The organism is Ancylobacter pratisalsi (assembly GCF_010669125.1).
In the GTDB taxonomy this organism is placed as follows: domain Bacteria; phylum Pseudomonadota; class Alphaproteobacteria; order Rhizobiales; family Xanthobacteraceae; genus Ancylobacter; species Ancylobacter pratisalsi.
Map to the genome: position 1 here is coordinate 1 of NZ_CP048631.1, position 26811 is coordinate 26811.

At 64.7% G+C, this 26811-nt stretch carries 25 protein-coding genes and 1 pseudogene; 14 read left to right on the plus strand and 12 right to left on the minus strand.

Annotation, left to right across the window (positions count from 1 at the left end; all coding sequences use genetic code 11):
* The 4 genes from ureG to G3A50_RS21525 are packed head-to-tail and all read left to right on the plus strand — an operon-like array spanning nt 1 to nt 2652.
* The gene (gene ureG / locus G3A50_RS21510) at nt 1-618 is read left to right on the plus strand and encodes an urease accessory protein UreG (protein ID WP_163078003.1); all 618 of its coding nucleotides are present in this window, start codon (nt 1-3) and stop codon (nt 616-618) included.
* Nucleotides 615-1460 carry an urease accessory protein UreD gene (locus G3A50_RS21515; RefSeq protein ID WP_163078006.1) on the plus strand — a complete coding sequence of 282 codons (846 nt, stop codon included), beginning with the start codon at nt 615-617 and terminating at the stop codon, nt 1458-1460. Before ureG ends, G3A50_RS21515 begins: the two co-directional genes overlap by 4 nt.
* Nucleotides 1461-1469: 9 nt before the next feature.
* Nucleotides 1470-1955 (plus strand): urease accessory protein UreE, encoded by a 486-nt coding sequence (locus G3A50_RS21520; RefSeq protein ID WP_126278341.1) that lies wholly within the window; start codon nt 1470-1472, stop codon nt 1953-1955.
* Entirely contained in the window at nt 1900-2652 is a 753-nt protein-coding gene (locus G3A50_RS21525) for an urease accessory protein UreF (protein ID WP_246252629.1), read from the plus strand. Before G3A50_RS21520 ends, G3A50_RS21525 begins: the two co-directional genes overlap by 56 nt.
* 5 nt (nt 2653-2657) lie before the next feature.
* On the opposite strand, the gene G3A50_RS21530 is transcribed toward G3A50_RS21525, so the two are convergent.
* Nucleotides 2658-3254, minus strand: coding sequence for an ANTAR domain-containing response regulator (locus G3A50_RS21530; RefSeq protein WP_244451446.1), 597 nt, complete (start codon nt 3252-3254; stop codon nt 2658-2660).
* Nucleotides 3255-3263: 9 nt separating this feature from the next.
* A complete protein-coding gene (locus tag G3A50_RS21535) occupies nt 3264-4334 on the minus strand; it encodes a transporter substrate-binding domain-containing protein (protein ID WP_246252631.1) in 1071 nt (356 codons plus the stop codon).
* 154 nt (nt 4335-4488) lie between these two features.
* On the opposite strand from G3A50_RS21535, the gene G3A50_RS21540 reads away from it, so the two are divergent.
* Together G3A50_RS21540 and G3A50_RS21545 are read left to right on the plus strand one after the other, a co-directional pair.
* Nucleotides 4489-6048 (plus strand): ABC transporter substrate-binding protein, encoded by a 1560-nt coding sequence (locus tag G3A50_RS21540; RefSeq protein ID WP_163078013.1) that lies wholly within the window; start codon nt 4489-4491, stop codon nt 6046-6048.
* Nucleotides 6049-6270: 222 nt separating this feature from the next.
* Nucleotides 6271-6614, plus strand: a pseudogene (locus G3A50_RS21545) (transposase); the annotation flags it as partial.
* Between the two features lie 21 nt (nt 6615-6635).
* Here G3A50_RS21545 and G3A50_RS21550 read toward each other — a convergent pair.
* The 9 genes from G3A50_RS21550 to G3A50_RS21590 all read right to left on the minus strand — a co-directional run bounded on the left by G3A50_RS21550 (nt 6636) and on the right by G3A50_RS21590 (nt 16839).
* Nucleotides 6636-7427 (minus strand): creatininase, encoded by a 792-nt coding sequence (locus G3A50_RS21550; RefSeq protein WP_163078015.1) that lies wholly within the window; start codon nt 7425-7427, stop codon nt 6636-6638.
* Between the two features lie 60 nt (nt 7428-7487).
* Nucleotides 7488-8579, minus strand: a complete 1092-nt coding sequence (locus G3A50_RS21555; RefSeq protein WP_163078018.1) for an ABC transporter ATP-binding protein — start codon at nt 8577-8579, stop codon at nt 7488-7490.
* On the minus strand, nt 8576-9376 hold the full coding sequence (locus G3A50_RS21560; protein ID WP_210255339.1) for an ABC transporter permease: 801 nt from the start codon (nt 9374-9376) through the stop codon (nt 8576-8578). The genes G3A50_RS21555 and G3A50_RS21560 overlap by 4 nt, the downstream gene beginning before the upstream one ends.
* Before the next feature lie 2 nt (nt 9377-9378).
* Nucleotides 9379-10203: an ABC transporter permease gene (locus tag G3A50_RS21565; protein WP_163078412.1), complete on the minus strand. Its 825-nt coding sequence runs from the start codon at nt 10201-10203 to the stop codon at nt 9379-9381.
* Between the two features lie 158 nt (nt 10204-10361).
* Nucleotides 10362-11525, minus strand: coding sequence for an ABC transporter substrate-binding protein (locus tag G3A50_RS21570; protein ID WP_163078023.1), 1164 nt, complete (start codon nt 11523-11525; stop codon nt 10362-10364).
* A 70-nt stretch (nt 11526-11595) separates the two neighbouring features.
* Nucleotides 11596-12072 carry a nucleoside deaminase gene (locus G3A50_RS21575; RefSeq protein WP_163078025.1) on the minus strand — a complete coding sequence of 159 codons (477 nt, stop codon included), beginning with the start codon at nt 12070-12072 and terminating at the stop codon, nt 11596-11598.
* 110 nt (nt 12073-12182) lie between these two features.
* Nucleotides 12183-13970, minus strand: coding sequence for a hydantoinase B/oxoprolinase family protein (locus tag G3A50_RS21580; RefSeq protein WP_163078028.1), 1788 nt, complete (start codon nt 13968-13970; stop codon nt 12183-12185).
* Between the two features lie 11 nt (nt 13971-13981).
* On the minus strand, nt 13982-16054 hold the full coding sequence (locus tag G3A50_RS21585) for a hydantoinase/oxoprolinase family protein (protein ID WP_163078031.1): 2073 nt from the start codon (nt 16052-16054) through the stop codon (nt 13982-13984).
* A gap of 71 nt (nt 16055-16125) precedes the next feature.
* Nucleotides 16126-16839 (minus strand): isochorismatase family protein, encoded by a 714-nt coding sequence (locus G3A50_RS21590; protein ID WP_163078034.1) that lies wholly within the window; start codon nt 16837-16839, stop codon nt 16126-16128.
* A 221-nt stretch (nt 16840-17060) separates the two neighbouring features.
* Here G3A50_RS21590 and G3A50_RS21595 point away from each other — a divergent pair, with 221 nt between their 5' ends.
* The gene (locus G3A50_RS21595; protein WP_163078036.1) at nt 17061-17972 is read left to right on the plus strand and encodes a LysR family transcriptional regulator; all 912 of its coding nucleotides are present in this window, start codon (nt 17061-17063) and stop codon (nt 17970-17972) included.
* A 580-nt stretch (nt 17973-18552) separates the two neighbouring features.
* On the opposite strand, the gene G3A50_RS21600 is transcribed toward G3A50_RS21595, so the two are convergent.
* On the minus strand, nt 18553-19494 hold the full coding sequence (locus G3A50_RS21600) for a LysR family transcriptional regulator (protein WP_163078038.1): 942 nt from the start codon (nt 19492-19494) through the stop codon (nt 18553-18555).
* A gap of 106 nt (nt 19495-19600) precedes the next feature.
* Between G3A50_RS21600 and cuyA the strand changes: the two genes are divergently transcribed.
* The 7 genes from cuyA (at nt 19601) to hisD (ending at nt 26623) form a co-directional block, all read left to right on the plus strand.
* Complete coding sequence (gene cuyA, locus G3A50_RS21605; protein WP_163078041.1) at nt 19601-20623, plus strand: D-cysteate sulfo-lyase; 1023 nt, start codon at nt 19601-19603, stop codon at nt 20621-20623.
* Nucleotides 20624-20626: 3 nt separating this feature from the next.
* Entirely contained in the window at nt 20627-21835 is a 1209-nt protein-coding gene (locus tag G3A50_RS21610) for a DegT/DnrJ/EryC1/StrS family aminotransferase (RefSeq protein ID WP_163078044.1), read from the plus strand.
* A complete protein-coding gene (cuyB, locus tag G3A50_RS21615) occupies nt 21835-22533 on the plus strand; it encodes a cysteate racemase (protein ID WP_163078047.1) in 699 nt (232 codons plus the stop codon). The genes G3A50_RS21610 and cuyB overlap by 1 nt, the downstream gene beginning before the upstream one ends.
* Nucleotides 22534-22592: 59 nt before the next feature.
* A complete protein-coding gene (gene tauA / locus G3A50_RS21620) occupies nt 22593-23585 on the plus strand; it encodes a taurine ABC transporter substrate-binding protein (protein WP_163078049.1) in 993 nt (330 codons plus the stop codon).
* 64 nt (nt 23586-23649) lie between these two features.
* Entirely contained in the window at nt 23650-24438 is a 789-nt protein-coding gene (locus G3A50_RS21625; protein ID WP_163078052.1) for a taurine ABC transporter ATP-binding protein, read from the plus strand.
* A complete protein-coding gene (locus G3A50_RS21630) occupies nt 24435-25304 on the plus strand; it encodes an ABC transporter permease subunit (protein WP_163078055.1) in 870 nt (289 codons plus the stop codon). The genes G3A50_RS21625 and G3A50_RS21630 overlap by 4 nt, the downstream gene beginning before the upstream one ends.
* A gap of 8 nt (nt 25305-25312) precedes the next feature.
* Nucleotides 25313-26623 (plus strand): histidinol dehydrogenase, encoded by a 1311-nt coding sequence (gene hisD, locus G3A50_RS21635; protein WP_163078058.1) that lies wholly within the window; start codon nt 25313-25315, stop codon nt 26621-26623.
* Nucleotides 26624-26811 lie beyond the last annotated feature (188 nt).

Here is a 26811-nt window from a genome sequence, read left to right on the forward strand (position 1 = left end):
ATGCAGAGACAGGCTATACGCATCGGCATCGGCGGCCCGGTCGGGAGCGGAAAGACCCGCCTCGTGGAAAGGTTACTGCCGCTGGTCCAGGCCGCCGGCCTGAAGGTAGCGGTCATCACCAATGACCTTGTGACGCTGGAAGACGCGGAGCGGATTCAGAAGGGCGGCCTGATTGATCCCCGCCTTGTCGTGGGCGTGGAAACCGGCGCGTGTCCGCATACAGCGATCCGCGAGGACCCTTCTGTGAACATCGAGGCGGCCGATCGGCTTGAACGCCAAAATCCACTCGATCTCATTCTGATCGAGAGCGGTGGAGACAATCTGGCATCGTCGTTTTCCCGGGAACTCGTCGACTACTGGATCTTCGTGATCGATTGCGGGGCGGGTGACGATATTCCGCGGAAGCGCGGGCTGGGCTGCCTTCAGGCGGACCTTCTGGTTGTGAACAAGATCGACATCGCCCCTCATGTAGATGCCGATCTCGATCGTATTCGAGCGGACGTGGCGATGATCCGGCCGGAGAGGCCGAGCCTGTTCACCAATTTGAGGGATGCTGCGGGAGCAGAAGCCGTTTTCGATCATCTCCAGCGCTCCCTGCTCTTCCATGCGCCCATATGACCGACGAGGCAACAACCGACGGATGGCTGCATCTCGACTTCGCTCGCACCGGCTGCGGGCAGACCGAGATCATCGGTCGGGACCAACGTTTTCCCCTTCACGTCACGTCGCCGTTGCGCCTGGATCCGGCAGTGCCGGACATGGCGTTCGTCTATGTGCACAATCCCAGTGGCGGCGTATTCGAAGCGGATCGGCTCATCGTCGAGCTACGACTGCGCCGCCATGCGCGGGTGCATGTTTCGACGCCGTCAGCGACCAAGATTTTTGGCGCCGAGGGTGGTGTGAGTGCAAGCCAGCGAATGACGATCGATATGGAGGAGGGGGCCTATCTGGAATATGTGCCCGATCCTGTCATTCCGCTGAAAATGGCCTGCTACGAGCAATATACGCTTATGAGGATGGCGACGGGCGCGACGGCCGTGCTGAGCGAAATCGTCGCCTGCGGGCGCTTCGCGGCGGGCGAGGTATTCGCCTATTCGCGGCTGCACTTCCGCACGACTGTCGAGATAGACGGCGTGCCGACGTGCAAGGACGCGTTCGAACTTGTGCCCGACAGCATGCCGCTCGGCGGGCCGGGGCTGTTCGCCGAACACCGCTTCATCGCCACAGTGTTGGTGCTTGCCCCCGGCACGCTGCCAGCGACCCTGGACCGGAGCCTTGATGATGCGGCTCGCTCCGTTGCCGGCGTCTATGGCGCGGCGTCGATCCTGCCGAAGGGCGCCGGTGTCATTGTGCGGGCGCTGTGCCGCACGCCATCTGCCGCCCGAGAGGTCGTCGATCTCGCCTGGGGCGAAGCCCGACGGTCGCTGCTCGGCCATCCGCCCCCTCCGATCCGCAAATGAGGAAAAGCCATGAGGCAAGTAAACGCCATCATCGGACACTTCGATGATCCCGGGTTCCGCGGCCGGGCGCGTGAAGTCGTGCTGCTCGATGCCGACAATGCCATGCGTCGCCGCCAGCTTGCTCTTTCCGAGGCCGGAAGCGAGGTCGCCATCGACCTTCCTCATGGCAGCTATCTCCGTCATGGCGCTGTGCTGGCCGACGACGGCGAGACCATCCTCGTGGTCGAGCGCAAGCCACAGCCGGTGATGGCGATCCGACTGAGCGCCCTGGACACCTCATCGCTGATCACTGCTGCAGCGCGCATCGGCCATTGCTTCGGCAACCAGCATGCACCCATTGAGGTGAGCGGCGGATCGATCTTTGTCCCGGTCACAACTTCGCCAACAGTCATGGCAGCGGCGGTCGAACGCCTCGGCCTTGAAGGGGTGACGTTCAGCTTTGTCGGCGTTCCGCTCGGCCTCGATCGGCCGCTGGCGACCGGGCACGCGCACTGAGATGCCCCCCTCGCCGCAGCAACTGCTGGCCGTGATGCAGCTCTCTGATAGCGGACTGCCAATCGGTCGCTTCGCCCATTCGGGCGGCCTCGAAGCGTGGCTGCATCCCCGCGGGGATGTCTGCGAAGGCGACCTCATCCGGTGGATCGAGACGAGCCTGCGGTACGCAGCAGCCCGGACGGACGGCGTAGCAGCGGCGCATGCTCACCGGTCGGCCGAATGTGGCGATGTTGCCGGCATGCTCCGCGTGGATGCCGAGTTGGGCACCTGCAAGCTGAGCGAGACGGCCCGGCGTATGTCGACCAGTTGCGGCCGCCAGCTGGCGGTCCTCGCTCCTCAGTTGTTCGATAATGGACCCGTGGCGGAATTTTGCGCCTCCATCCGCGCCGAGCGTTCCTCCGGTCATCTTGCGGTCGTGTTCGGCGCTGTGGCTGCGGCTTCGGGATTGACGGCGGAGCAGACGGTGTTGATGGAGGTCAGGAGCGTCGTCAGCCTGCATCTCTCAGCCGCGGTCCGCCTGGGGCGTCTTACCGCATCGCGGGCGCAGGTTGTTCAGCGCCTTCTGGAGCCTGCGGTGATCGTGGCCGTACAGGATGCGCTGAGCCGCGACCTGGATGCCATGAGTTCCAGTTCCTTCGAAATCGAAATCGCGATGATGGCGGTGCGTCGGCTCGACGGACGGATGTTCGCGACATGAGACACTCAGCCCCTGCGCAGCATCTCGATGACCGGAACTGCTTTTCCGGCGAGTATGTTCTCCGCGACGCTCGCCGCGGTGACGCGGCCTTCCATGGCGGCGCGCCGGATCGCCTGATGGCACGCTTCAAGTGTGCCGAAGCCCGAGGCGGAAAGAGCTTCGGCGGCGCGATCGATCAACCGCCGCGAGCGCAACGTTTCCTCGATCTTGTCGGTCTTCGCCTTCTGTCGCTGGCTGAAACGATGAAGCGAGCGGGTCAGCAGCAGTGTCGACAGGATACCGAAAGCTCGGATCGGCTTGGTGACGATTCCGTGGGCGTTCGAGTCCAGAAGGCTGCGCACGACGACCGGACTTTCGTATTGGAGGATCGCGATCAGCGCGACATCCGGCCAGTCGGGGAGCTGCTCTCCCGTCTCGGAGAGAAGGCAAAGCGCGATGTCGGTTTCGCGTGTCGGATGCGTCGGGATCGGCCAGTCGGCATAGACCGTGCAGCCTATGCGCCGGATGTGAAGCATCAACTCTTCGCGGTCGCCATCGGCCGGATGGAAGACCGCAACCCGAAGCGACCGCAATTCCCGGATCATGATTTGAGAGAAGCTCATCGGTGCGGCTCATTCACACCGTTCGGGCGCTTCATAATAGACAAGGTAGGGGTCGGGCTTGACCGGTTCTGGCGCCTCCTCGACGATCCTAAAATCGGCACGACCGGTCGTGACCGCGATACGCGGCCGGATATAGGTGTGGCTGTTGTCCGGATCGACGGTGATCAGTCCTTCGGGGGCCAGATAGTGCTGCCCCAGCACCGCCGCCCGCACCCGTTCCGGATCCGTCGTGCCTGCATCGGCAAGCGCCTTCGCGAACAGATGGACGGTCGAATAGGCCGCCTCGGCCGGGCCGTCGGCCGGCCGCGCGCTGCCGTACCGCGCGCGGTAGCGCTCCACGAAGCGGAGATTCTCGGCGGTCTTCAGCGATTCGAAATAGGGCGCGCAGACCAGGTGACCGGCTCCCACCGGCGTGCGCATGGCGCGCAGATGCACCTCGCTGGTGGTCAGCGCCGCGATCGGCATACGGCGCGCGTCGAGGCCGGCTTCATTATGCGAGTCGTACAGATGGGACGTCCCCGGCCCGATCACGGTCGAGAAGATGACGTCGGCATCCGCCTCGGCCGCGCACGCTACCGCCTCGGCATAGGTCTCGTATCCCGCGCTCAGGGGAACGTAGTGCTCGCCGAGGATGGTGCCGCCCACATCCTCGACGATGTCGCGTATCACGCGGTTGGATTCCCGCGGGAAAAGATAGTCCGAGCCGATGAGAAAGAACCTCTTCCCGACATGGCGGAAGAGGTAGTTGGCCAAAGGAAGGTGCGTCTGGTTGATGGTTGGGCCCGTGTAGATGATGTTGGGCGAATATTCAAAACCTTCATAAACTACCGAGTACCACAGCAGGCCGCCTCGGCGCTCGATCCATGGGAGGACCGCCTTTCGGCTGAACGAGGACGAGCAGCCGAAGATGTTGGCCGCCCCTTCCTCCAGTATCAGGTTGGCGGCGAGCCGTGCATAGGCCGTGGGATCGGACGCCGGGTCCTTGATGATCGGCTGGATCGCCCGCCCCCCCACGCCGCCTGCGTCGTTGATCTCGTCTATCGCCAGCAGCGTTCCCTGCAACTGCGAAATTTCCGACATCGACGTCACACCGGAATGAGAAAAAAGTACGCCTACCGGCCAGCCTTCCAATTCGACCTCCATCAGCCCGCTTCGGCCCTGCCTTCAGCCGCCAAGCGACCCTCCCCGCCATATAGCCCAATCCTTCCGAAACACAAAAAGAAAGTTAAATAAAATGGCCGCTTCAGAAAATACTCTAAATATAGGACTGGATTGGGAAGTCGATCTTATTGATCCTCCATGTTCATTTGGAGGCTGGAATACTGGGCGCGTCGTCCAAAACATATTCGAAAGCTTGATTGAGGATGATCTCGAAGGTGAGATCGGTGCCACCACGGCACTCATACCTGCACTCGCCGAGCGGGTAACGGTCTCGCCGGACGGCCTCACCTATCGTTTCGATTTGCGGCAAGGCGTCCGCTTCCACGATGGAGCCGCCTTCGATGCCGAGGCGGTGCGCCTGAACTTCGCCAGGATGCGGGACACTCTCAGTCCGGTCTATTCGCCGATCGCCGCCAATTACAACCGGATCGGCATCGAGTGGATCGACGCGATCAAACTGGTCGACCCCTTCACCGTGGACATCGAGCTCGGCAGGCCGTTCCCGGACTTTCTCCGCTACATGACCCAGGAGGATGCGCCCGGGGCGCAGGTGTTCGTCAGCCCTGCGGCGCTGGAGGCGTTCGGGCCGGACCTGTCGGACCGCGCGCCGGGAACCGGGCCATTCATCTTCGAAGAGCGCTTTCAGACATCTCGCGGCAGCGGAGTCACGCTGCGCCGAAACGATGCTTATTGGGGCGAGGCGGCAAAGCTGGAAAAGCTGCGCTTCCTTCCGTTTCCCGATGCGACCGAGCGCCTGACCGCCCTGCTCGACGGCACGGTCGACCTCGCCTATGGCCTCGACGGAGCCGATCTGGAGGACCTGCAGCAGCGCGGCTTCGTCGTGCATTCGGGCAGCGTTCCCTATGTCTGGTACCTGATCTTCAACATGAGCGATCCGGTGCTGGCGGACCGGCGCGTGCGTCAAGCCATCGCCCATGCCTTCGATCGGGAAGCGCTGAGCGACGAGGTGTTCAGAGGACAGACCCGTACGGCGAAGGGAATTCTACCTCCTGCGTCTCCGGCCTATGATCCAGAGTACGTCGATCCGTACCCCTACGACCTCGACCAGGCACGAAGGCTCCTCGCACAGGCGGCTCCACCCCCGGATTGGGTCCTGCGAGTCATGTTTGCGACGGCGGGCTCGGCCCAGCTCCAGCCCACTGCAATCATTGGTCGATTGGCCTCAGACCTCGCCAAGGTCGGCATAAATCTAGAGCTGTGTCCGCATGAGGACTGGGTTGAGTACTGCAAGCACTGGCAAAACGGTATGCCCGCCGGGGTAGGGGTATCCGAGATGAGTTGGGGTATGTCCTGCGACGTCTGGCTTGATCAGGTTCTACATTCGCGGAACGTCTCCCCTCATGGGGTCAATGCAGGATACTGCCGTATATACGAGCTTGATTCACTGCTAGAGGCTGCCCGTCATGAGCGCGAAGATGCCGAACGGACGCGGCTTTACCGGTGCGCGAATGACGTCGTCATGCGTGAATTGCCAGTGCTGCCGGTGCTTACCGTCAACAGCGGAACGGTGGTCCACAGCCCTCGAGTGGCCGGCTTTCGTTATGCCAGACAAAATTGGCATTCATTCCGTAATGTAAGCCTTTCTGGCGCCGTCCGCGGGCCACTCGGCTGAGTGGCCTTGGCAGCGGCCAGGGGTGTGAATCGGCGTGGAATAAGGGCTCTGACTCACTTTTGATGTAGTTGAGCGTCTGGGCGGCATTGGTTCACGTGGAGAATCAATGCCATGGGTCAGCATTTGCGGGTCTCAGGGTTGGTGCCAGGCGGTTTTACTGACGTTGCCCCTCTTAGATAATCCAGCTTGAAGTTCGTTCTGGCCCCGTGAGGGGAGCAGAACATGAGGCGCAGCCTCATCCCGGAAGAGCAGATCATCGGCGTCCTTAAGGAGCACGAGGCGTGGGTGCCGGTCTCTGACCTGTGCCGTAAGCACGGGGGCAGCGATGCCAGCATCTACAGGTGGAAGGCCCGTTTCGGCGGGATGGACGTATCGAAGGCCAAAACGGCTTCGGGCGCTCCAGAACGAGAACGCTAAGCTGAAGCGCATGCTCGCCGACGCCGCGCTGGACAACGTCGCGCTGAAGAATCTCCTGGGAAAGAAGTCGTAACGTCCGCTGCCGAGCGCTGGGCTGTCCCCCACCTCATGGAAGCCATGGGATGAGCGAACGGCGGGCGTGTAAAGCCGCAAAAAAACCAATGGACGTTTCACGAATGTCCACGGCCTGACGGGAACTCCCTCGATAGCGCCGCCGCGATGTCCGGCACCACCTGCGCCAACACGGCCCTGCCCTTGTCGGCCGAGGCGGACTTGGCCGACGACAGAACGCCGGTGGGCGGGATGGGGCGGGTGTCGAACGGATAGACGTCATAGGGCGGGAAGTCCGCCGCCGGATCATCGGGAATGCGGTCCTGCCGCACCAGATCGGGGCGGATGTGGAGCATGAGCGAGGTCTCCATTACCGCCGCATGCTCCAGTTCCCAGCTCGGGAAGCCGTTGGGAAAGAGTAGGGCCTCGGTCGCCTTGGTGATGAAGTCCCAGTAGCCGAGCTTGATGATCTTCACTTCCGTGCGCCCCAGCATGGCCTGATCGCGCAGGGCGAGATCGGCGGCCTCGACGAGGAACCAGGCATTCTCCATGTGCCCGTCGAACAGCACGATGTTGCGCGCGCCGTGGCGGACCAGTTCATTGATGATGTTGCGGACCAGAGCGATGAACACGTTGGCGTCAAGGCTCAGCGTGCCGGGGAAATGGTTCCCGCCGCCGGATTTCGGCTGCGACTTATAGCCATAGGCCACCGGCGGGGCGACCATGCCGCCGACCTCGGCCGCCACAGCTTCCGCCAGCGCGGACGGAAGGATCACGTCGGTCAGGAGCGGCAGATGGGGCCCGTGCTGCTCCACCGAGCCCGTCGGCACGAAAACAATGGGGTTGTCTTTGACCCGATCGGCGAATTCATACCAGGTCATGTCCGCGATACGGGTCGAGAGGCCGGTCATGTAGGGCTCCGCTCAGGGGTAGGCCAGCGACATCGCGCTGGTACCGAAAGGACAACGTCGTCACGACGGCAGGAAGAAGCCCACATCCTGCGACCATCGGGCGGTGATGGTCTGGCCGGGGCTGAGGGGGGCGTTCTCGATCTGGCTGAGCGACTGCTGGATACGCAGTTCCGCGCCGCCGGCGGTCTCCAGGAACACCGTGACACTGGAGCCGACGAAGTCGAGCGTCACCACCCGTCCTTCAACTTCGTTGTCCGCTCCCATCGGCGCCGGCGCGAGTTCGATACGGTCGGCCGCGACGACCAGCGTCACCGCGTCGCCGTCCTGAAGGGTGAACTCGGCCGGGCGCGGGGCGAGCGCGGTGCCGAACGGACCGTCGACGCGCAGCCTCGTGCCGACGGAAGACGCCGTGCCGGCGAACAGATTATTCCCGCCGACGAACTCGGCGACGAAATGGTTGGCGGCGCGGCGGTAGATATCTCGGGGCGCACCGACCTGCTGCACCCGCCCCTCATTCATGATGACCACCCGGTCGGCCATGGCGAAGGCTTCGGAATGGCTGTGCGTCACGCAGATGAAGGTGATGCCGAGCTCGCGATGCAGCCGCACCAGCTCGGATTGCATCCGCACCCGCAGATGCGGATCGAGCGCGCTCAGCGGCTCGTCGAGCAGCAGCATTTCCGGCTCCAGCGCGAGGGCACGGGCGAGCGCGACGCGCTGGCGCTGGCCGCCGGAGAGCTGGTCGACGCCGCGCTCGGCAAAGCCCGCAATGCCGAGCCGCTCCATCCATTCGTCAGCCTTCTTGCGGCGTTCAGGCGCCGGCAGCCGGCGCTGCTTGAGGCCGAATTCCACGTTCTTTCGCACGGACATGAACGGGAACAGCGCATAGCTCTGCCACACCAGCGGCGCGTCGCGCTCCCAGGGCGCATCCTCATTGAGGCGGCGGCCCCAGAGCCGGATTTCGCCGGAGGTCGGCTGGTCGAGGCCCGCGATCATGCGCAACGTGGTGGTCTTGCCGCAGCCGGACGGGCCCATCAGCGCGATGAACTCGCCCTTCTCGATGACGAAGGACACGTCGGCCACGGCGGCCTGGTCGCCATAATGCTTGGCGACGCGGTCGAGTTCGATCATGGGAATGGCCATGCGCGTCATCCTTTCCTTCGGGCGGCACGGCCCGCGATGCTCCCGAGCAGCACTTGGGCGAGCACGATGAGCGTGATGCTGACGGCGAAGACGATGGCGCCGATGGCGTTGATGCGCGGGCTGACCTGTCCCTGAAGCATCGCCAGCACGCGCACCGGCAGCGTCTCGTTCACGCCGGAGACGAACCAAGCGATCATGAACTCATCGAACGACACGGCGGCGGTGAGAAAGATCGCGGCGAAGATCGCCGGCAGGCAGAACGGCACGATCACGCCGAACATGGTGGCCCATGGCGTCGCGCCGAGATTCCAGGCCGCGCGTTCGATATCCGGGTCGAGATCGGCGAGGCGCATCCGTACCAGCGCCATGGCGAAGGGCGTGCTCAGCACGACATGGCCGACAATGATGCCGATAAGGGTGCCGGACAGCCCTATCCGCCCCTCGAAGGTCAGCAGCGCGACGCCGAGGATGACGACCGGCACGGTCGGCGGCAGCGCGGCAAGCGCGAGATAGACCGACTTGCCGAAGAAGCGGTAGCGGTAGTCGATATAGGCGGCGGAGAAGCCGAGAAACGTCGCGATCGCACAGGTGACGCCGGCCACGATCAAGCTGTTCACCAGCCCGCGCTGGATCGAGGCGTCGTTGTAGATCGCCGCGTACCAGTGCAGGCTGAACCCGCCCCACGGCAGGCTGGGGAAACGGTCCGCGTTGAACGAGAACACGATGGTCGAGACGATCGGCGCGAAGATGAAGGCGAACAGCAGCACCGTGTAGGCGATCAGAAGCGTGCGGCGCAGAACGGCCATGCTCACGCCCTCCCCTTGCGCCGGCCATAGGCGAGGGCGATCATCACCAGCATCACCACCATCAGCGTGAGGATCATCGTCGCCGCCACCACCGAGGCGCGCGGCCAGTTATTACCGGACTTCACCTGATCGGCGATTAGGATGCTCAGCGTCGGCGGCCTGGAGCCGCCGAGATAGGTCGGCGCCACATAGTCGCCGAACGCCAGCACGAAGGCGAAGGTGCCGGCCACGATCAGCCCGATGCGCGCCGAGGGAATGATCACCTGCCAGATGGTGCGGAACCGTCCGCAGCCGAGATTATGCGCCGCCTCGATCAGGATGCGCGACACGTTGGACAGCGCGAAGGTCTGAAGCAGCACCACGAGCGGGAGGGTCAGCACGAGATAACCCACCACCGTGCCGGTCGGCGTGTTCAGCACCTGCAGTGACCCGAGCCCGAGTGGCGCCAGCACGGTGTTGATGATGCCTTGCGGGCTGAAGAAAATCTGGGTGGAATAGATCCGCACCGGATAGCTGGTGAAGAACGGCACCACCAGCATGAAGATCATCAAGCGGCGCGTCACCGGGCTGACCTTGTAGGCCAGCGTGTAAGCGGCCGGAAAGGCGGCGAGGCTAGCGATCAGCGCCGTCAGGGCGGAGAGCCAGAACGTGTAGACATAGGCGTTACGGAAGAAGCCGGCCGTGAGGATGAAGTTCCAGTTCGCCAGCGTGCTGTCTGGCGCCAGACGGAAATTCCTCACCGACCAGAAGGTCATCGCGATGAGGAAGCACAGCGGCACCAGGAAAAAGGCGGCCTGCCAGAGCGCCGGCGGCGCTCCCCAGAACACGGCATAGCGCGCTCTGTTGGCCCACCGCGATGAGGCCGCCCGTGCGGGTTCGGAGGCTGTGTCCGGCAATGGCAGAGGTTCGCTCATGCGGCCTTCGCAGGTGCTGTTCGGGGAAGCGGCAGGCGGCACGCGGCCGCCTGTCGTGATGAGCGGTCGGACTACATCGACTTGAATTCGGACCAGACGTCGTTCCACTGCTCGATGGTCTGCTTCACCGGGGTCTTGCGGATGAAGATCTTGCCATCCTTGTACTCGTCCATGACGTTGCGGGCGTCGAAGGTGTGGCGCAGTGCCTTGGCCTCGGCCTGGTGGTCCTTGTTCAACAGCTCCCAGCCCTTCTTGTTGGGGATGGAGGCCCAGTAGGCCGGCATGATCGAGGAGCGCATCTGGCCTTCCGGCGAGGACATGTACTGGATGAACGCCTTGGCGAGGTCCTTCTTGGTGGAGGAGGAGACGATCGACATCGACTCGGTCCACTGGATACCACCCTCGTCCGGTACGGTGGCCGAAACGGGCACGCCGTTCTGCTGCAGCAGTAACACGACCCAGTCGCCGACGCCGGGAATGGCCGCGGCGGAGCCGTTGGTCAGCATCGAGAACTGATCGGCCATGGAGTAGAAGCCGGCGGTCTGCGGCTTGAGGGAGAACAGCGTCTCCTTCAGCTTGCCGAACGCGGCGTCGGAGATGTCGAACGGCGGCTTGTTGCCGTTATACAGGCTCAGGCAGCCCATCGTCGGCAGGTACCAGTCGAAGAAGCCGAGCTTGCCCTTGATCTTGGGGTCCCACAACGCCTTGTACGACTTCACGTCGGTCTCGGTCAGCATGTCGGTGCGGTAGGCGATGCCGAGATAGCCGAAGCGGATCAGCACAGAATACAGCGCGTCGCCGACCCAGTGCGGCTCGAACTTCTGAAATTCCGGCCAGTAATCGGCCAGCGGGTAGTCGGCCGGGTTCATCTTGTCGATGAAGCCGCCTTCCTTCAGCATGTGGATATATTCGGCATCCGCCAGCACAACGTCGAACGAGCCGGGCGGCGACTGGTTCATCAGCGCCAGCATCGGCTCGCCGCCGACATATTCCTTGGCGACGACCTTGACGCCGTACTTGTCCTCGAACGGCTTCACTACCGCCGGGTCGGCGTGGCCGGGCCAGGACAGCAGGTTCAGCACCTTGTCCTGCGCATAGGCTGGCTCCGGGGCCGTGGCGGTAACGCCGAGCGCGGCGGCGCCGGCCAGCGCGCTGGCGCCCTGCAGCAGGCGGCGGCGGTTCATCGGGTGCAGCAGCCCCCGGAAATCGGTGATCGGACCGTCAAACTCGTTCATGAACGATGGCTCCATCGGGAAGGTTGATTATCGAGTCATTGGCCGGCGTTGCGGTGCCGGCATCGGCACGTCACTGAAAGGGATCGAAGTCTGGCGAGGCGGCCCATTCGTCGAGCACCTCACGGGCCTCTGGGCCCAGCAATCGCTCGGCCAGCAGCGCACGGTCCTCGACATCCGAGCGGATCATCTTGCGCAGCGGCGCGACGTCGAGGCCGACTTCCTGGCAATCAGCCAGCGTGTTGGCGTAGTACATCTTCGCAATCTTGGCCCAGAACATCGCCGACGCGCACATCTCGCAGGGCTCGCAGGAGGTGTAGAGCTCGCAGCCGCTGAGATCCCATGTTTTCAGGTTGCGGCCGGCATCCCGGATCGCTTCCATCTCGCCATGGGAGGTCGCGTCGTGGTTGTTGACCACGTTGTTCACGCCCTCGCCGACGATGACGCCATCCTTGACGATGACGCAGCCGAACGGCCCGCAGCCGTCGGTCCGCATCCGGTCGCGACTGATCTCGATGGCGCGGCGCATGAAGAATTCGGGTGTGCTCATGGAAGAACCTCGAATGGAAAAGTGTTCACGGGAACTGCGGGTCTGGATGACGGCGATGCGCGGGCCCGGAGCGGAAGAGGCAACGGACGCTTGAGCGCAAACGGTGCGCCCTACAGGGACTGGCGTTGCAACTGGCCTTCCAGTTGCAGCCTCAGAGCTTCGGTCTGGGCGAGGTCCAGGGTTTCAGCTTCAAGATCGAGAACCACGCCATAGACATCCCGCGCATTCTCGGGCGAGCAAAAGCCGTCGAGCACGTCTTCGAGAACCTTTTGCGGGTCCCGTTCCAGGGGGTTGCCGAAGCCGCCGCCGCACGGGCTGTAATAGGCCATCACGTCGTTTCGCCGCACGGCCAGGCCGTGGAATTTGGAGTGCATTTGGCGCAGCGGCTCGGCGGTTTCGATGTTGTAGATCTCGCATTTGCCGGGCGCGCCCTCGTGGCCGCCAAAGATGCCCCACGGCACATTGCTGTGGCGCTCGCTCTCATGCGTGATGATGCCGTCGGTAAGGATGCGCTGGGCCTTGACGACCCCCATGCCACCGCGGAACCGGCCGGCGCCCGGCACCACATCGTCGCGCAGTTCGTAGCGGTCGCAGATCATCGGGATGTGCATGGCCAGATCCTCGATGGGGTTGTTGCGGGTATTGGCCATGAGATTGTCGATCGCGTCCGGTCCGTCGGAGCGGGGCCGGCCGCCATAGGCGCCTTCATTGACTTCCAGGAACACCCAGTACTCGCCGTTTGGCTGGACTCCGGCGTAGGAAGCGAACGAGATCGAGGCCGAGGAGCCGGCGATGATTTCGGTAGGCAGAACCGGCGCCATCGCCTTGATGATCAGGTCGATCATGAAGTTGCACTGGGTGAAGCGCGCCTCGGCGGAGGCCGGCGCCTCGGGATTGAAGATCGAGCCCTTCGGCGCGATCACGCTTATGGGGCGGAACGACCCCTGGTTCGAGGGAACCCGCGTCTCCGACGTGGCGGTATCGAGCAGCAATTTGCGGAAGGCGGCGAAGGCGGCGACCTTGGTCGAGCCCTCGAAAGGCACGTTGTAGGCTGTCGGCGTCTGCGGCGCCGATCCCGTCAGATCGACCTCGACACGATCACCGATCACCCGCACGCACACCTTGACCGGCAGATGCTGGCCGCGATTGCGACCATCATCGTCTAGCCAGCCTTCCGCGCGGTACTCGCCGTCCGGAATGGCGGCGATGCGCTGGCGGAGCATGGTCTCCGAATAATCCATGAGCTGGTTGCAGGCCGAGAAGACGAGAACTTCGCTGTAGCGGTCGAGCAGTTCCTTGAACCGCCGCGCCCCGAGGCGGGCGGACGCGATCTGCGCCTCGATGTCGTCCACCAATTGCCGCGACGCGCGGGAATTGCGGCGGATGAAGCTCCAGATCGTCTCGTTGCGCTTCCCCTTGCGATAGAGCTTGGTGCCGGCGAACAGCATGCCTTCGGCATAGACATCGGGTACATCGATGATCAGCCCCGGCGTCGCGGCGCCGATGTCGATGTGATGGGCGGTGTTCGCCGAGAATCCGACCAGCTTGCCCCCGTGGAAAATGGGAATGACGATCGCCAGATCGGGCGAATGCGAGGCGCCGAAATAGGGGTGGTTATGCACCACCACGTCATCCTCGAACCACTCTCCATCATCGAGCGTTTCGGCAATGCCCCGCAGATAGCCGGGAATCGACCCGATATGCATCGGCGTCGATTCGGATTCGCAAAGCGTGTTGAAATCCGTGTCGAACAGACCCGCTCCGAGATCCTCGGACTCGCGGATGATGGACGAGAAGGACATGCGGAAAAGCACATGCGCCATCTCTTCCGCGATGGTCTCGATGGCTCCCCGGACGACCTGCAAGGTGATCGGATCGATTTTCTGAGCGGCTGTCATGGTGATCCCTCTCAGGCTCGGGTGATCTTGAGGCTGCCATGCGCCAGCGTCTCGGCCGTGTAGCCGGGCGGCAGCAGCGTGGTGGAATCGTGCTGGACGAGGATGGCCGGCCCGCTCACCCGCGTGCCGATGCCGAGCTTGCGGCGGTCATAGCGCGGGGTCATGTGCGTGGAACCGTCGTCGAAGACCGTCGGCCGCTCGTAGAGCCGAGCCCAGTTGAGATCGTCGAGCTGTCCGAGCGCGACAAGCGGCAGCGCGAGATGCGGCACGCGCGCCGTAGCGATGACGCGGATGTTGTAGAGTTCGACCAGGCTGTCGTCGAAGGCATAGCCATAATCGGCCACATGCATGGCGTGGAAGGCGGCGATGACCGCAGACTTGTTCGCGAGCGTCAGCCGGCCCGCGGCCACCGGCACGCGCAGTTCGAAGCCCTGGCCGTGATAGCGCACCTCGGCCACCACCTCGAAGACCCGGCTCTCGGGGGCCACGCCGTCATTGTCGAGTTCGTGGCGACCCGCCGCGCGCAGTTCGTCGATCACCGCGTTGACGCGGTCGAGGGCCGGCTGGTCGGCGGTAAAGAGCGGGGTGATCACGGAGCGCGTATGTTCATATTGCAGATCGGTGCCGAGTAGCCCCATGGCGGCGGTGATGCCGGGGGAGACCGGCACGATTACGTCACGGGCAGCGACGAGTTCGGCCAGCGCGACGCCGTGGAAGGGACCGGCCCCGCCGAAGGGCATCAGCGAGAAATCACGGGGGTCATAGCCGCGCGCAACGGAATTGGCGCGGATGGTGAGGGCCATGTTGTTGTTGACGACGCGAATGATGCCCAGCGCCGCCTCCACCACCGAAAGGCCCAGCGGCTCGGCGATCTTCTCGCGGATTGCCTTTTCTGAGAGCGCGGGGTCGAGCGGCAGGTCGCCGCCGAGGAACTTGTCGGCATCCATGCGCCCCAGAACGACCTGCGCGTCCGTCACGGTAGGCTCCGTGCCGCCACGCCCGTAGCAGGCCGGGCCCGGTTCCGAGCCGGCGGAGCGCGGGCCGACATTGAAGCCTCCGGCGGTATCGATGAAGGCGATCGAGCCGCCCCCTGCCCCGATGGTTTCGAGGTCGATCATCGGCGACATCACGGCATGGCCGGACACCACCGTGTCGTGGGCATTCTTGATACGGAAGCGTCCCCCCGTGACCATGGAAATGTCGGCCGACGTGCCGCCGATATCGATGGTGAGGATGTTGTCGATGCCGGCGAGGCGGGCTTCGGCCAGTGCCCCCAGAACGCCGCCCGCCGGACCGCTCATCAGGATACCAACCGGCTTTTTCACGCAACCGTCGATAGTGGTGATGCCGCCATTCGACTGGATGACGCGCAGCTTAGCGGCAATGCCGGCCTCGCTGACCTTACGTTCGAGATTTCGCAGGTAGAGCGCCGATTTCGGGCCGACGAAGGCATTCATGGCCACGGTGGAGAAGCGCTCATATTCGCGGATCACATTTGCCACTTCCGAGGAGATCGACACATAGGCGTCGGGAATCTCCTCAAGCACGATCTCGCGGGCCCGCCTCTCGTGCCGGCTGTTCAGGAAGGAGAACATGAAGCCGATGCAGATCGAACGAAGCCCACGCCGGCGGAAGAGGGCGCAGGCCTCGCGGACCTCGGCTTCCGCCAGCTCGACCGCCACCTCCCCGGTCGGCGGCAGGATGCGCTCGGTAATCGCAATTCGGTTGCGCCGCTTGACCAGCGGATGGCTTTGCCATGGCACATCGAAGTGAAGCGAGAAATTGTGCGGGCGCTTGTGGCGGCCAATATGCAAGATGTCGCGAAAGCCGCGCGTGGTCAGCATCCCGACCTCAGCGCCATTGTGCTCGATCGTGATATTGGTCGCGACCGTCGTGCCATGGGCGATGACGTCCACGCTCTCCTTGGCGACGCCGGCGATGTCGCAGATCTGCAGGACGCCCTCCACCACGGCGATGGACTGATCCTTCGTCGTGCTCGGCACCTTGTGGAAGAAGATTCCCTTGTCGCATTCCAGGACGAGGTCGGTGTTCGTGCCGCCGACGTCCACGCCAATTCGCGCCATCTCAATTCCTCGCCTGTTGGTTCGCTTTTCCGTCCGGGAGCGCGGCCGCTTCTGGCGGCCGCGCCGGCGGATCAGGCCGCGGCGCGCTGGAGGCCGTTGAGGTAGGTCATGCAGGTGTCGACGGTCTCGACATCCGCGAATTTGGCGTCGATATCGAAGAGGTTCCACGCCACTGCGCCCGGCACGCGGTCACCGATGCATTCCTTGACCGCGATGGTGCGGAAACCATCCGCGAGACCATCGCAGATCGTCTGCCGCACGCAGGCACAGGCGGTGACGCCCGTCACCATGATGGTATCAATGTCGTTGGCGCGCAGAATTCCCGCGAGTTCGGTGCCGTGGAAAGCCGAGGCCCGCTTCTTCAGCAGCGTGTATTCGCCGTGAACCGGGGCGATGCGGCTGTCGATCGCCCACAGGTCCTTGTTGGCGATATCGACGACTTCGATCGGGATCTTACAATGCCACAGACCCATGTCGGTGAAGGCCGATGTGCGGTCGGGGATCTCATAGGCCGTGGTGACGTGCACGACCGGAATGCCATTGGCGCGGCAGGCCGCGAGCAGCTTCTGCATGCCGGGAATGATCTCGCCGTTCATCTTCTCCTGATCGCAGGTGAAGGGATTACCCGGTCGCGTCCAGGCATTGGCCAGATCGACGCTGATAAGAGCGGGACGGGAGCCGAAGCCGACGCGGCGCTGGAAACCGCGTTCCTTGTAGAGCTGAGACGCAGTCTCAAAGGCTTGCTGCAACATGCGATCGAGGGCTGCGTTGTCGATTTCGGTCATGGTCAAGGTCCTCTGCAAGACGTCCAACGGGCGGATGCAGCCTAGCCCTGGGCAATCCTTCGGACGCCTTTAGAGCAGCTAAGCACCGTGTTGATGCCTAGATTGAGGGCAAGCCTATCTTGACGCCATTGCCGTCTTCCCCATTATTATGGACGAAATGACATCAATGCCGCGCCCGCCTTTCCGCCTGACCTTGGCGCCGCCGGACCATGAGACCGCCAATGTCTGCGCTGCCCAATTCCCGCGACATTGAAGCGTTCAACGTCGTGGCGATGGAGCTGAGTTTCCGGCGCGCCGCCGAGCGGCTGGCGATCGACCAGAGTGCGCTGTCGCGGCGCATCCGTCAGATGGAGGAACTGCTCGGTTATCAATTGATACGTCGCACCACGCGGGAGGTGTCGCTGACGGCGGCGGGGGAGATCTTCCACGAGCGGACTCGCCTGCTGGGCAGCACCATTCAGTCAGCCGTTCATTCGGCGCGCATTGCCGCCGAGGGAAAGAAGGGGCAATTGCGGGTCGGCTACATGTCGTTTGCCGCCATCGAGGCGATGCCGCGGGTGGTGCACAAATTCACCCGGCTCTATCCCGAAGTTGACCTGACGCTGAAATACATCCGCACCCAGGGTCAGAAGATCGACCTTGCGCGCAATGACATCGATGTAGGCTTCATGCTGGGCCCGTTCACGCACCCGCAGTTCGAGACGCAGCCCATCTCGCTGGAGCCGCTGGTCGCGGTTCTGCCGATGGAGCACCGCCTGTCGACGCGGGAGAGCGTGACGCTTGAGGAACTGGCGCGTTTTCCCCTGGTGCTCGGCAGCATGTCGGAATGGGACTTCTTTCGTCCGTTCGTCGTCGACATTTTCGCGCGCGCCGGCATCAGCATCGAGGCTAGGTACGAGATCTCCGACGCGATGGGGATACTCGGTCTTGTCGGCAGCGGGATCGGCGTGTCCGTCTACTCACACGGCATCGTTCGCTTCCAGCCGCGAACGGTGGTCACCAAGCCGATCGCCGACGCGTCCGCACGGATCGAGACGCTCCTGGTCTGGAACCGTGCCTATCGCAGCCACGCGCTCACCAATTTCATCGGAGTGGCGCGGTCGATCTATGGACGCGAGGGTATCATCTACTGATCGACCGAAGAGGCCCACAGCCCCGACATCGTTCGGCAGGGTGGCAGGCGCCCGATCCTCCCCGTAGCTTCGCCTTCACTGGACGCTCGGCTCGCTTGTTGCGCAGCGACGTCGGCGCTCCATGTCGTCGGCGCTCCAATCTGGATCTCGGCTACCATGTTTTTCTCGCCGTTTCCGTACAATGTGATCCCCTGCTTAAGCGTCTGGCGATATTCGGACTGCCAGTCGTCAAGCCCGCCCGGCGCCAAATGCCAGATCTCAGTCTGCGGCGAAAACTGCGGTTTGATTCCCCAGTGGTCGCGCCATCGCCGTTTTCACGCTCGCCTGCGCTAGGGTACGAGGTGGTCGTGAATTGTTGGGGTATGGATGCTTCCCCACCGTGCAAATGCACCCCACCGGATGCAACGCGACATGGTGATCGTCCGTTACCTGCATTCTGCCGGGTCCATTTGAGCTTCCGGGCGCTGACCTGAGACTTTTCACCGACTTGGTAGCCGGTTTAGCCGACCGCAGCCTATTGAACGCCCGAGTTGACATTGGACGATACAGTTCCGGCTGTTCCACCCACTGCCAAGTGCGTTCATGTCGTCTCGATGTCGGCCCCGGACGCGCCTGCGGGACCAGGCGCATCCATGCGGGACAGCTGGTCCCAGACCGTGGCCTCGACGGGCGTGGCCTGATTGGCCAGTCGCACGGCCGTGACGTCGAGATCGCAATAGGGAAGGCTCGCCGAGAGATCGGCGAGATCGCCGGCCTCGATCCGCGCGCGGGCCAGCGTCGCCGGCACCCAGGCCACGCCGATGCCGTTCGCCGCTAGTTCCAGCGCCGCGAGCGTCAGCTCGGTTTCCACCTTGGGCACCATGTGGCTTGCCCCCTGGATGGCCGGCAGCACGATCCGGTCCATGACCTCGCCGAGGAAGACCTCGGACGGGTAGGCGATGAACGGCACTTCGCCATGGGCGAACTGCCGGTTGAGGCGGGTGCCATGGGCGCGGGCAAAAACCGGGATCAGCCGGTCGCGGCCGATGATGGTCGTCTCGATGTAGTTGGCGGCGATCGGGTGCTCCTCGCCGATGCGCCGGTACACCACGGCGATATCGGCCTGCCGCGACAGCAGGAAGGCGAAGCACTCATCGAGGTTGGCCGATTTCAGCTTCAGGAAGATATCGGCATTCTCCGACTGGATGGTGTTGATGAAGCGCGGCGCCCATGAGGCGGTCAGGGCGTGCTGGCTGGCGAGAACCAGGCGGTTGCCGGCGGTGCGGTCGCCCCGGCGCAGATCATCGGTGAGCTGGCGCAGGGTGCGGGCGAGCCGGGCGATCTGGTCGCGCTGTTCGGCGGTGGTCGGGCGCAGCTGAACCGGCTTGCGCGAGCGATCGAACAGCGCCACGCCGACATGGTCCTCGATATGCTGCACCCGGCGCGAAAAGGCCGACTGCGTCAGGCGGCGCCGTTCGGCCGCCTCGCTGAAGGAGCCTGTCTCTGCAACCGCGAGAATATCCTCCAGCCACTCCAGTCGCATCGACCCCTCCTAATATGCAGAATTTGCATCTTAAGTGAATAATTTCGCATTTGAAGTGGCGAACAGGATCTGTAAGCATCGAATTACGCAAGTTGAGGGTCTTTTCATGCATTTCGCCCGCTTCCCCCGCATCCACCTCGCCCATCTGCCGACTCCGCTGGAGCGGCTCGATCGACTGAGCCGCGAACTGGGAGGGCCCGAGATCTGGATCAAGCGCGACGACTGCACCGGGCTTTCCACCGGCGGCAACAAGACCCGCAAGCTGGAATTCCTGATGGCCGAGGCCGTGGCGCAGGGCGCCGACACGGTGATGACGCAGGGCGCCACCCAGTCCAACCATGCGCGGCAGACCGCCGCCTTCGCCGCCAAGCTCGGCCTCGCCTGCCACCTGCTGCTGGAGGACCGGACGGGCTCGAACGATCGCAACTACAAGACCAACGGCAATGTGCTGCTCGACCATCTGCACGGCGCGACGACCGAGACCCGCGCCGGCGGCGTGGACATGAACGCCGAGATGGAGACGGTCGCTGAGCGCCTGCGGGGTGAGGGGCGCAAGGTCTATACGATCCCCGGCGGCGGCTCCAACCCGACCGGCGCGCTCGGCTATGCCAATTGCGCGCTGGAACTGATCAATCAGGCCAATGATATCGGCCTCGCCATCGACCATATCGTCACCGCGACGGGCAGCGCCGGCACGCAGGCCGGCCTGATCGTCGGCCTCAAGGCCCTCAACGCCCAGGTGCCGCTGCTCGGCATCGGGGTGCGTGCGCCCAAACAGAAGCAGGAGGAGAGCGTCTTCGCCCTCGCCGAGCGCACCGCCGCGAAACTGGGCTGCCCCGGCGTGGTGCGGCGCGAGGATGTTGTGGCCGACAGCAATTATGTCGGTCGCGGCTACGGCATTCCCGGCGCCGACACGCTGGAGGCCATCCGCCTGTTCGCGGAACTGGAGGGAATCCTTCTCGATCCGGTCTATTCCGGCAAGGGCGCGGCCGGCCTCATCGACTATGTCCGCAAGGGCATCTTCAAGAAGGGTGGGCGCATCGTCTTCCTCCACACCGGCGGATCGGCGGCGCTGTTCGGTTACGACGCCTATTTCGCCGACGACCAGCCCGCCCGCGCGACGGCCTGAGCCATGCGACCGCCCCGCTTCACCGGCAGTTTCACCCAGCAGCTGCCACTCCCCGAGGACGCCATCGCCGCCGCCGAGGCGGTGATGCGCTCGGGCCGGCTGCACCGCTACAACGTCGCCCCCGGCGAGGTGTCGGAGGCGGCCCGGCTGGAGGAGGCGTTCGCCCGGTGGCAGGGCGCGCGTTATTGCCTCGCCCTGGCTTCCGGCGGGCAGGCGATGCAGATCGCGCTGCGCGCGGCCGGCGTCAAACCGGGCGATCGCGTGCTGACCAATGCTTTCACCTTGGCGCCCGTGCCCGGGGCGATCGCGTCGGTCGGAGCGGTGCCGGTGCTGGTGGAGACCACCGACGATCTGGTGATCGACCTCGACGATCTCGCCGCCAAGGCGCGCCAGTCGGGCGCGGGCGTTTTGTTGCTGTCGCATATGCGCGGGCATATCTGCGACATGGAGCGGCTCGCCGCGCTGGCGCGCGATTGTGGCCTGCGCGTTATCGAGGATTGCGCCCATACGATGGGTGCGCGCTGGAACGGGCGGAGGTCGGGCGCCTTCGGCCTCGCGGCCTGCTTCAGCACCCAGACCTACAAGCACCTGAACTCCGGCGAGGGCGGGCTGCTCACCTCCGACGATGCCGATCTGATGGCGCGGGCGGTGCTGCTTTCCGGCTCCTACATGCTCTACGAGCGTCACGGCGCGGCGCCCTCCGCCGAGGTCTTTGCCGAGGTGCGGCTCGACACGCCCAACATGTCGGCGCGCATGGACAATCTGCGCGCGGCCCTGCTGCGCCCGCAGCTCGCGCGCATCGAAGACAGCCTCACCGGCTGGAACGCACGCCATGACCATCTCGCGTCGCGGCTTGGCGCGCATCCGGCGGTGCGGATGCCGGCCCGCCCGCCGCAGGAAAGCTATGTCGGTTCCTCGATTCAGTTCCGCGCGCCGGCGCTGTCCGCCGGGGGCTGTACGGCCCTTCTCGCGGCGGCGGCGGAGCGCGGCGTGGAGCTGAAATGGTTCGGTGCGGCCGAGCCGGTCGGTTTCACCTCCGCCCATCAGAGCTGGCGCTACATCGCCCGGCACGACCTGCCGCAGACCGAGCGCGTGCTGGCCACGCTGTTCGACATGCGTATCCCGCTCACCTTCACGCTCGACGATTGCGACCTCATCGCCACGCATATTCTCGGTGCGCTGGATGAGACCCTGGCGGAGGACGTTCGCTGATGCCGCGGCGGGTCGGAATACTGGGCGGCATGGGGCCGCAGGCGACGGTCCTGCTTATGAGCCGGGTCATCGCCGCCGTACCGGCAGCGGATGACCGCGACCATGTCCCGCTGATCGTCGACCAGAACCCGCAAGTGCCCTCGCGTATCGCCCGGCTGATCGAGGGCACCGGCGAGGACCCCGCGCCGGTGCTGGTGGCCATGGCGCGGCGGCTGGAGGCGGCGGGCGTCGAGGCGCTGGCCATGCCGTGCAACACCGCGCACCATTTCGCCCCGGCGATCACGGCGGCGGTGGCCATTCCCTTTCTCGACATGACGGCACTGTCGGTCGCCCACGCCCGGCGCCTTGCCGGTCCCGACGGACGCATCGGCGTGCTGGCCTCTCCCGCCCTTCGCCGCATCGGCCTGTTCGACGGCAAGCTCGGGCAGGCGGGGCTGACGGCCGTTTACCCCGAGGACGAGGAGGCGCTGCTCGACGCCATCCGCCGCATCAAGGCGTCGGGTGTCGACGCTGTCGCCCGCGACATCTTCCGGCGGGCCTCGATGCAGTTGCTGGAGGCGGGCGTCGCCACGCAGATGATCGCCTGCACCGAGTTCTCGCTCCTCGCCGACAGTGCCGAAGAGGGCGCGAAAGCCTTCGACACGCTGGACGTGCTGGTGGGCGCCATCCTGGATTTCTCGCTCGCGCGGGAAGCCTGACTTCACGGGCCCACAGAAGGCCCGCAACCACGACCGACCTGACAGAGGAGTTAAGTGACATGAGCAAGACCATGCGAGGTCTGATGGCGGGTGCTGTCGCCCTCGTCCTTTCCGCCGGCTCCGCCTATGCGGAGAAGATCGTCATCGGCCATTTCGGCAACCCCACGCCGATGCAGGTGGCGCGCGCCGAGGGCCTGTTCGAGAAGGCCACAGGCTGGGAGATCGAATGGCGCAAATTCGCCTCCGGCGCCGAGATCATCGCCGCTATGGCCTCGGGCGACGTCAAGGTGTCGGAGCTCGGCTCCTCGCCGATGACCATCGCCATGAGCCAGGGCGTCGACATCCAGATGTTCATGCTCGCCATCGTCATCGGCCAGGCCGAGAGCCTGATCGCTCGCGACGGCACCGGCATCGCCAGCGTTGCCGACCTGAAGGGCAAGCGCGTCGCCGTGCCGATCGGCTCCACCGCGCATTTTTCGCTGATGGGCGCGCTGCAGCATGAGAAGGTGCCGGTGAGCGAGGTCACGATTATGGGCATGCCGCCAGACCAGATCGCCGCCGCCTGGGAGCAGGGCGCCATTGACGCCGCCTTCATCTGGGAACCCGCCCAGAGCCGGATCATCAAGACCGGCAAGCGCATTCTCGGCGCCGACACCACCGCCAGCTGGGGGTTCCCGACCTTCGATGGCTGGGTGGTCGACAAGGAGTTCGCCGCCAAGAACCTCAAGCAGATGGCCGCCTTCGCCAAGGTCGCCGACGAGGCCAATGCCGCCTATCTCGCCAACCCGGCCGCCTGGACCGCGACCAGCCCGCAGGTGCTCACCATCGCCAAGATGACCGGCGCCTCGCCCGAGGAAATCCCGGACTCGATGAAGGGCTACACCTTCGTGCCACTGGTTGAGCAGCTCAGCGACAAATGGCTCGGCAGCGCCCCGGCGACGCTCAAGTCCACCGCCGAGTTCCTCAAGAGCGCCGGCCGCATCGAGAAGGTGGCGGAGAGCTACGCCCCGTTCGTGAACACCTCCATCGCCAAGGCCGCCACCGCCAAATAAGGCTCCGCGTCTCGACGCCGGGTGGGCTGACAAGCGGCCCGCCCGGCGGTTTGGAGGACATGCAATGGTGCTCATCGTCGACGACGTGTCCGTCGTCTATCCGGCCGCCAATGGCCGACCGCCGGTCGAGGCGCTGCGCAAGATCGACCTGACGATGGACCGCAACGATTTCGTTGTCGCCCTCGGCGCGTCGGGCTGTGGCAAGTCGACCCTTCTCAACCTGCTGGCAGGGTTTCTCTCGCCCAGTTCCGGCACCATCCGGCTCGACGGCAAGGCCGTCACCGGACCGGGCGCCGACCGTTCGGTGGTGTTCCAGAAGCACGCGCTGATGCCCTGGCTCAATGTGCGCGATAATGTGGCGTTCGGGCTGCAGATGCAGGACGTGCCGCTTCGCGAGCGCCATGCCACGGCGGAGAAGTACATCGCCCTGCTGGGGCTGGACGGCTTCCAGAACTCGCCGGTTTACCAGCTCTCCGGCGGTATGCAGCAGCGTGTGGGTATCGCGCGGGCACTCACCTGCGACCCCCGCCTTCTGTTGATGGACGAGCCGCTGGGGGCGCTCGACGCGCTCACCCGCGAGAAGGCGCAGCAGCTGATCCTGCGGGTGTGGAACAGCACCGGCAAGGCGGTGTTCTTCATCACCCATGATGTGGAAGAGGCGCTGTTCATGGGCACGCGGCTCATCGTCATGTCGCCGCGCCCGGGACGCATCGCCCATCGCTTCGACCTGCCGTTCTCCCGGCGCTTCCTCGACGGGGCGTCCGCGCGCGAGGTCAAGGCCTCCCCCGAATTCATCGCCCTGCGCGAAGAGGTGCTGGGCATCATCTTCGCCGACGAGGAAGCCACCGCATGAGCCCCGTCGATCACGAGCACGCCCCGCGCTTCTCGTCCCGGCTCAAGGCCCTGGCCCGTGGCCGCTCGGTCAAGCCCGGGCAGGCCTATGGCGTGCCGGGCGATGGCGACACGCTCTGGCTCTCGCTGCTCTCGATCGGCGTCCTGCTCTTCGTCTGGTGGCTCGTCACCGAGATGGGCTGGATCAAGCCGCTGTTCCTGCCCTCGCCGGGCGCCGTGGTTCAGAAGTTTCTGGATGTCGCCCGCGACGGCTTCACCAACACGCCGTTCTGGCAGCACATCGCGATTTCCGCCGCGCGGGTGTTCGGCGCCTTCCTGCTCGCCTGCGTGATCGGCATTCCGCTCGGGCTCGCCATGGGCATGAGCCCGGCCATGCGCGGCATTCTCGATCCGCCGATCGAGTTCTACCGGCCGATCCCGCCGCTGGCCTATCTGCCGCTGATGATCATCTGGTTCGGCATCGGCGAACTCTCCAAGGTACTGCTCATCTTCCTCAGCGTCTTCGCCCCGGTGGCGCTGGGCGCGCGGGCGGGGGTGAAATCGGCGGCGATCGAGCAGATCCACGCCGCCTATTCCTTTGGCGCCTCGCGCTGGAAGGTGCTGCGCTACGTTATTCTTCCGGCCTCGCTGCCGGAAATCCTCACCGCGATGCGGATCGGCATCGGCTTCGGCTGGACCACGCTGGTGGCGGCCGAGATGATCGCCGCAACCGAAGGGCTCGGCTACATGGTGCTGTCCGCCAGCCAGTTCCTGCAGACCTCCACCGTCATCATGGGCATCGTGGTGATCGCGGCGATCGCCTACCTCTTCGACATGCTGATGCGCCTGATCGAGCGCCGAATTGTGCCCTGGAAGGGCAAGATGTGAGCCCTGCCATGACCGTGACCTATCTCAAGAAGGCCGTCCGTACCGCCCATTCCGACGAGGGCGACGTGCGCGACGCCGTCGCCGCCATGCTCGCCGCCATCGACGCGGAAGGCGAGGCCGCCGTGCGGCGCTTCTCCCGGGAGTTCGACAAATGGGAGGGCGAGATCGTCCTCTCGGACGCCGCGCGGCAGGCGGCCATCGCCCGCGTGCCTGACAAGACCAAGGACGATATCCGCTTCGCCCACGCCAACATCGCCCGCTTTGCAGAGGCGCAGAAGGCGACGGTGCTGGATTGCAGCATCGAGGTGATCCCCGGTCTGATGGCGGGGCAGAAGCAGATCCCGGTCGAGGCCGCCGGCTGCTATGTCCCCGGCGGGCGCTATTCTCATATCGCCAGCGCGATCATGACCATCACCACGGCGCGGGTGGCGGGCGTGCGCCATGTCGTGGCCTGCTCGCCGCCCCGGCCGGGCCTCGGTATTCCGCCCGAGATCGTCTTCGCCATGGATCTGTGCGGGGCGGATGTGATCCTCAATCTCGGCGGGGTGCAGGGCGTGGCGGCGATGGCCAACGGCCTGTTCGGTCTGCCCAAGGCGGACGTGCTCGCCGGACCCGGCAACCAATATGTCGCCGAAGCCAAGCGCATTCTCTATGGCCGCGTCGGCATCGACATGTTCGCCGGGCCGACCGACAGCATGATCCTCGCCGATGAAAGCGCGGATGCCGAGTTCATCGCCAATGACCTGATCGGCCAGGCCGAGCACGGCTATAATTCGCCGGTATGGCTGGCGACGACCTCGGCGGCCCTCGCCGAGGCGGTGATGGCGCGCGTGCCTGATCTGATCGAGGCGCTGCCGGAGCCGAACCGCTCCAGCGCCCGCGCCGCCTGGGCCGACTATGCCGAGGTGATCCTGTGCGGCGATGCCGAGGAGATGGCCGGCGTCGCCGACACCTACGCTCCCGAGCACCTGCATGTGCAGGCGGCCGATCTCGACTGGTGGCTGGGGCGGCTGCAGGCCTATGGCTCGCTGTTCCTCGGCGAGGAGACGACGGTGGCCTTCGGCGACAAGACGTCGGGCCCCAACCATGTGCTGCCGACCTCGGGCGCGGCGCGCTACACGGGCGGGCTGTCGGTGCACAAATTCATGAAGACGGTGACGTGGCAGCGCGCCACCCGTGCGGCGGCGCGCGACCTTGGCGTGGTCACGGCCCGCATCTCGCGCAAGGAAGGCATGGAAGGGCATGCCCGGACGGCGGACATCCGCCTCGCGCGCTTCTTTCCCGACGAGACGTTTGACCTCTCTCCCGCAGAAGAATGAGGGGGGCGCGTTGAATGAAAAACGAGATCGAGTGACGTCGTATCCCATGGCGTGTTCGCATCATGATTGCAGAGGAGCCCTGCCGCACCGCTCGGCCTCTGATCGTTTCCGGTCATCAAACTAGCGAAATATCAATGACATAGGTGTTCGTAGTTTCACCCCGGTCGGCGCGTCAGTTCCCTCGCTCC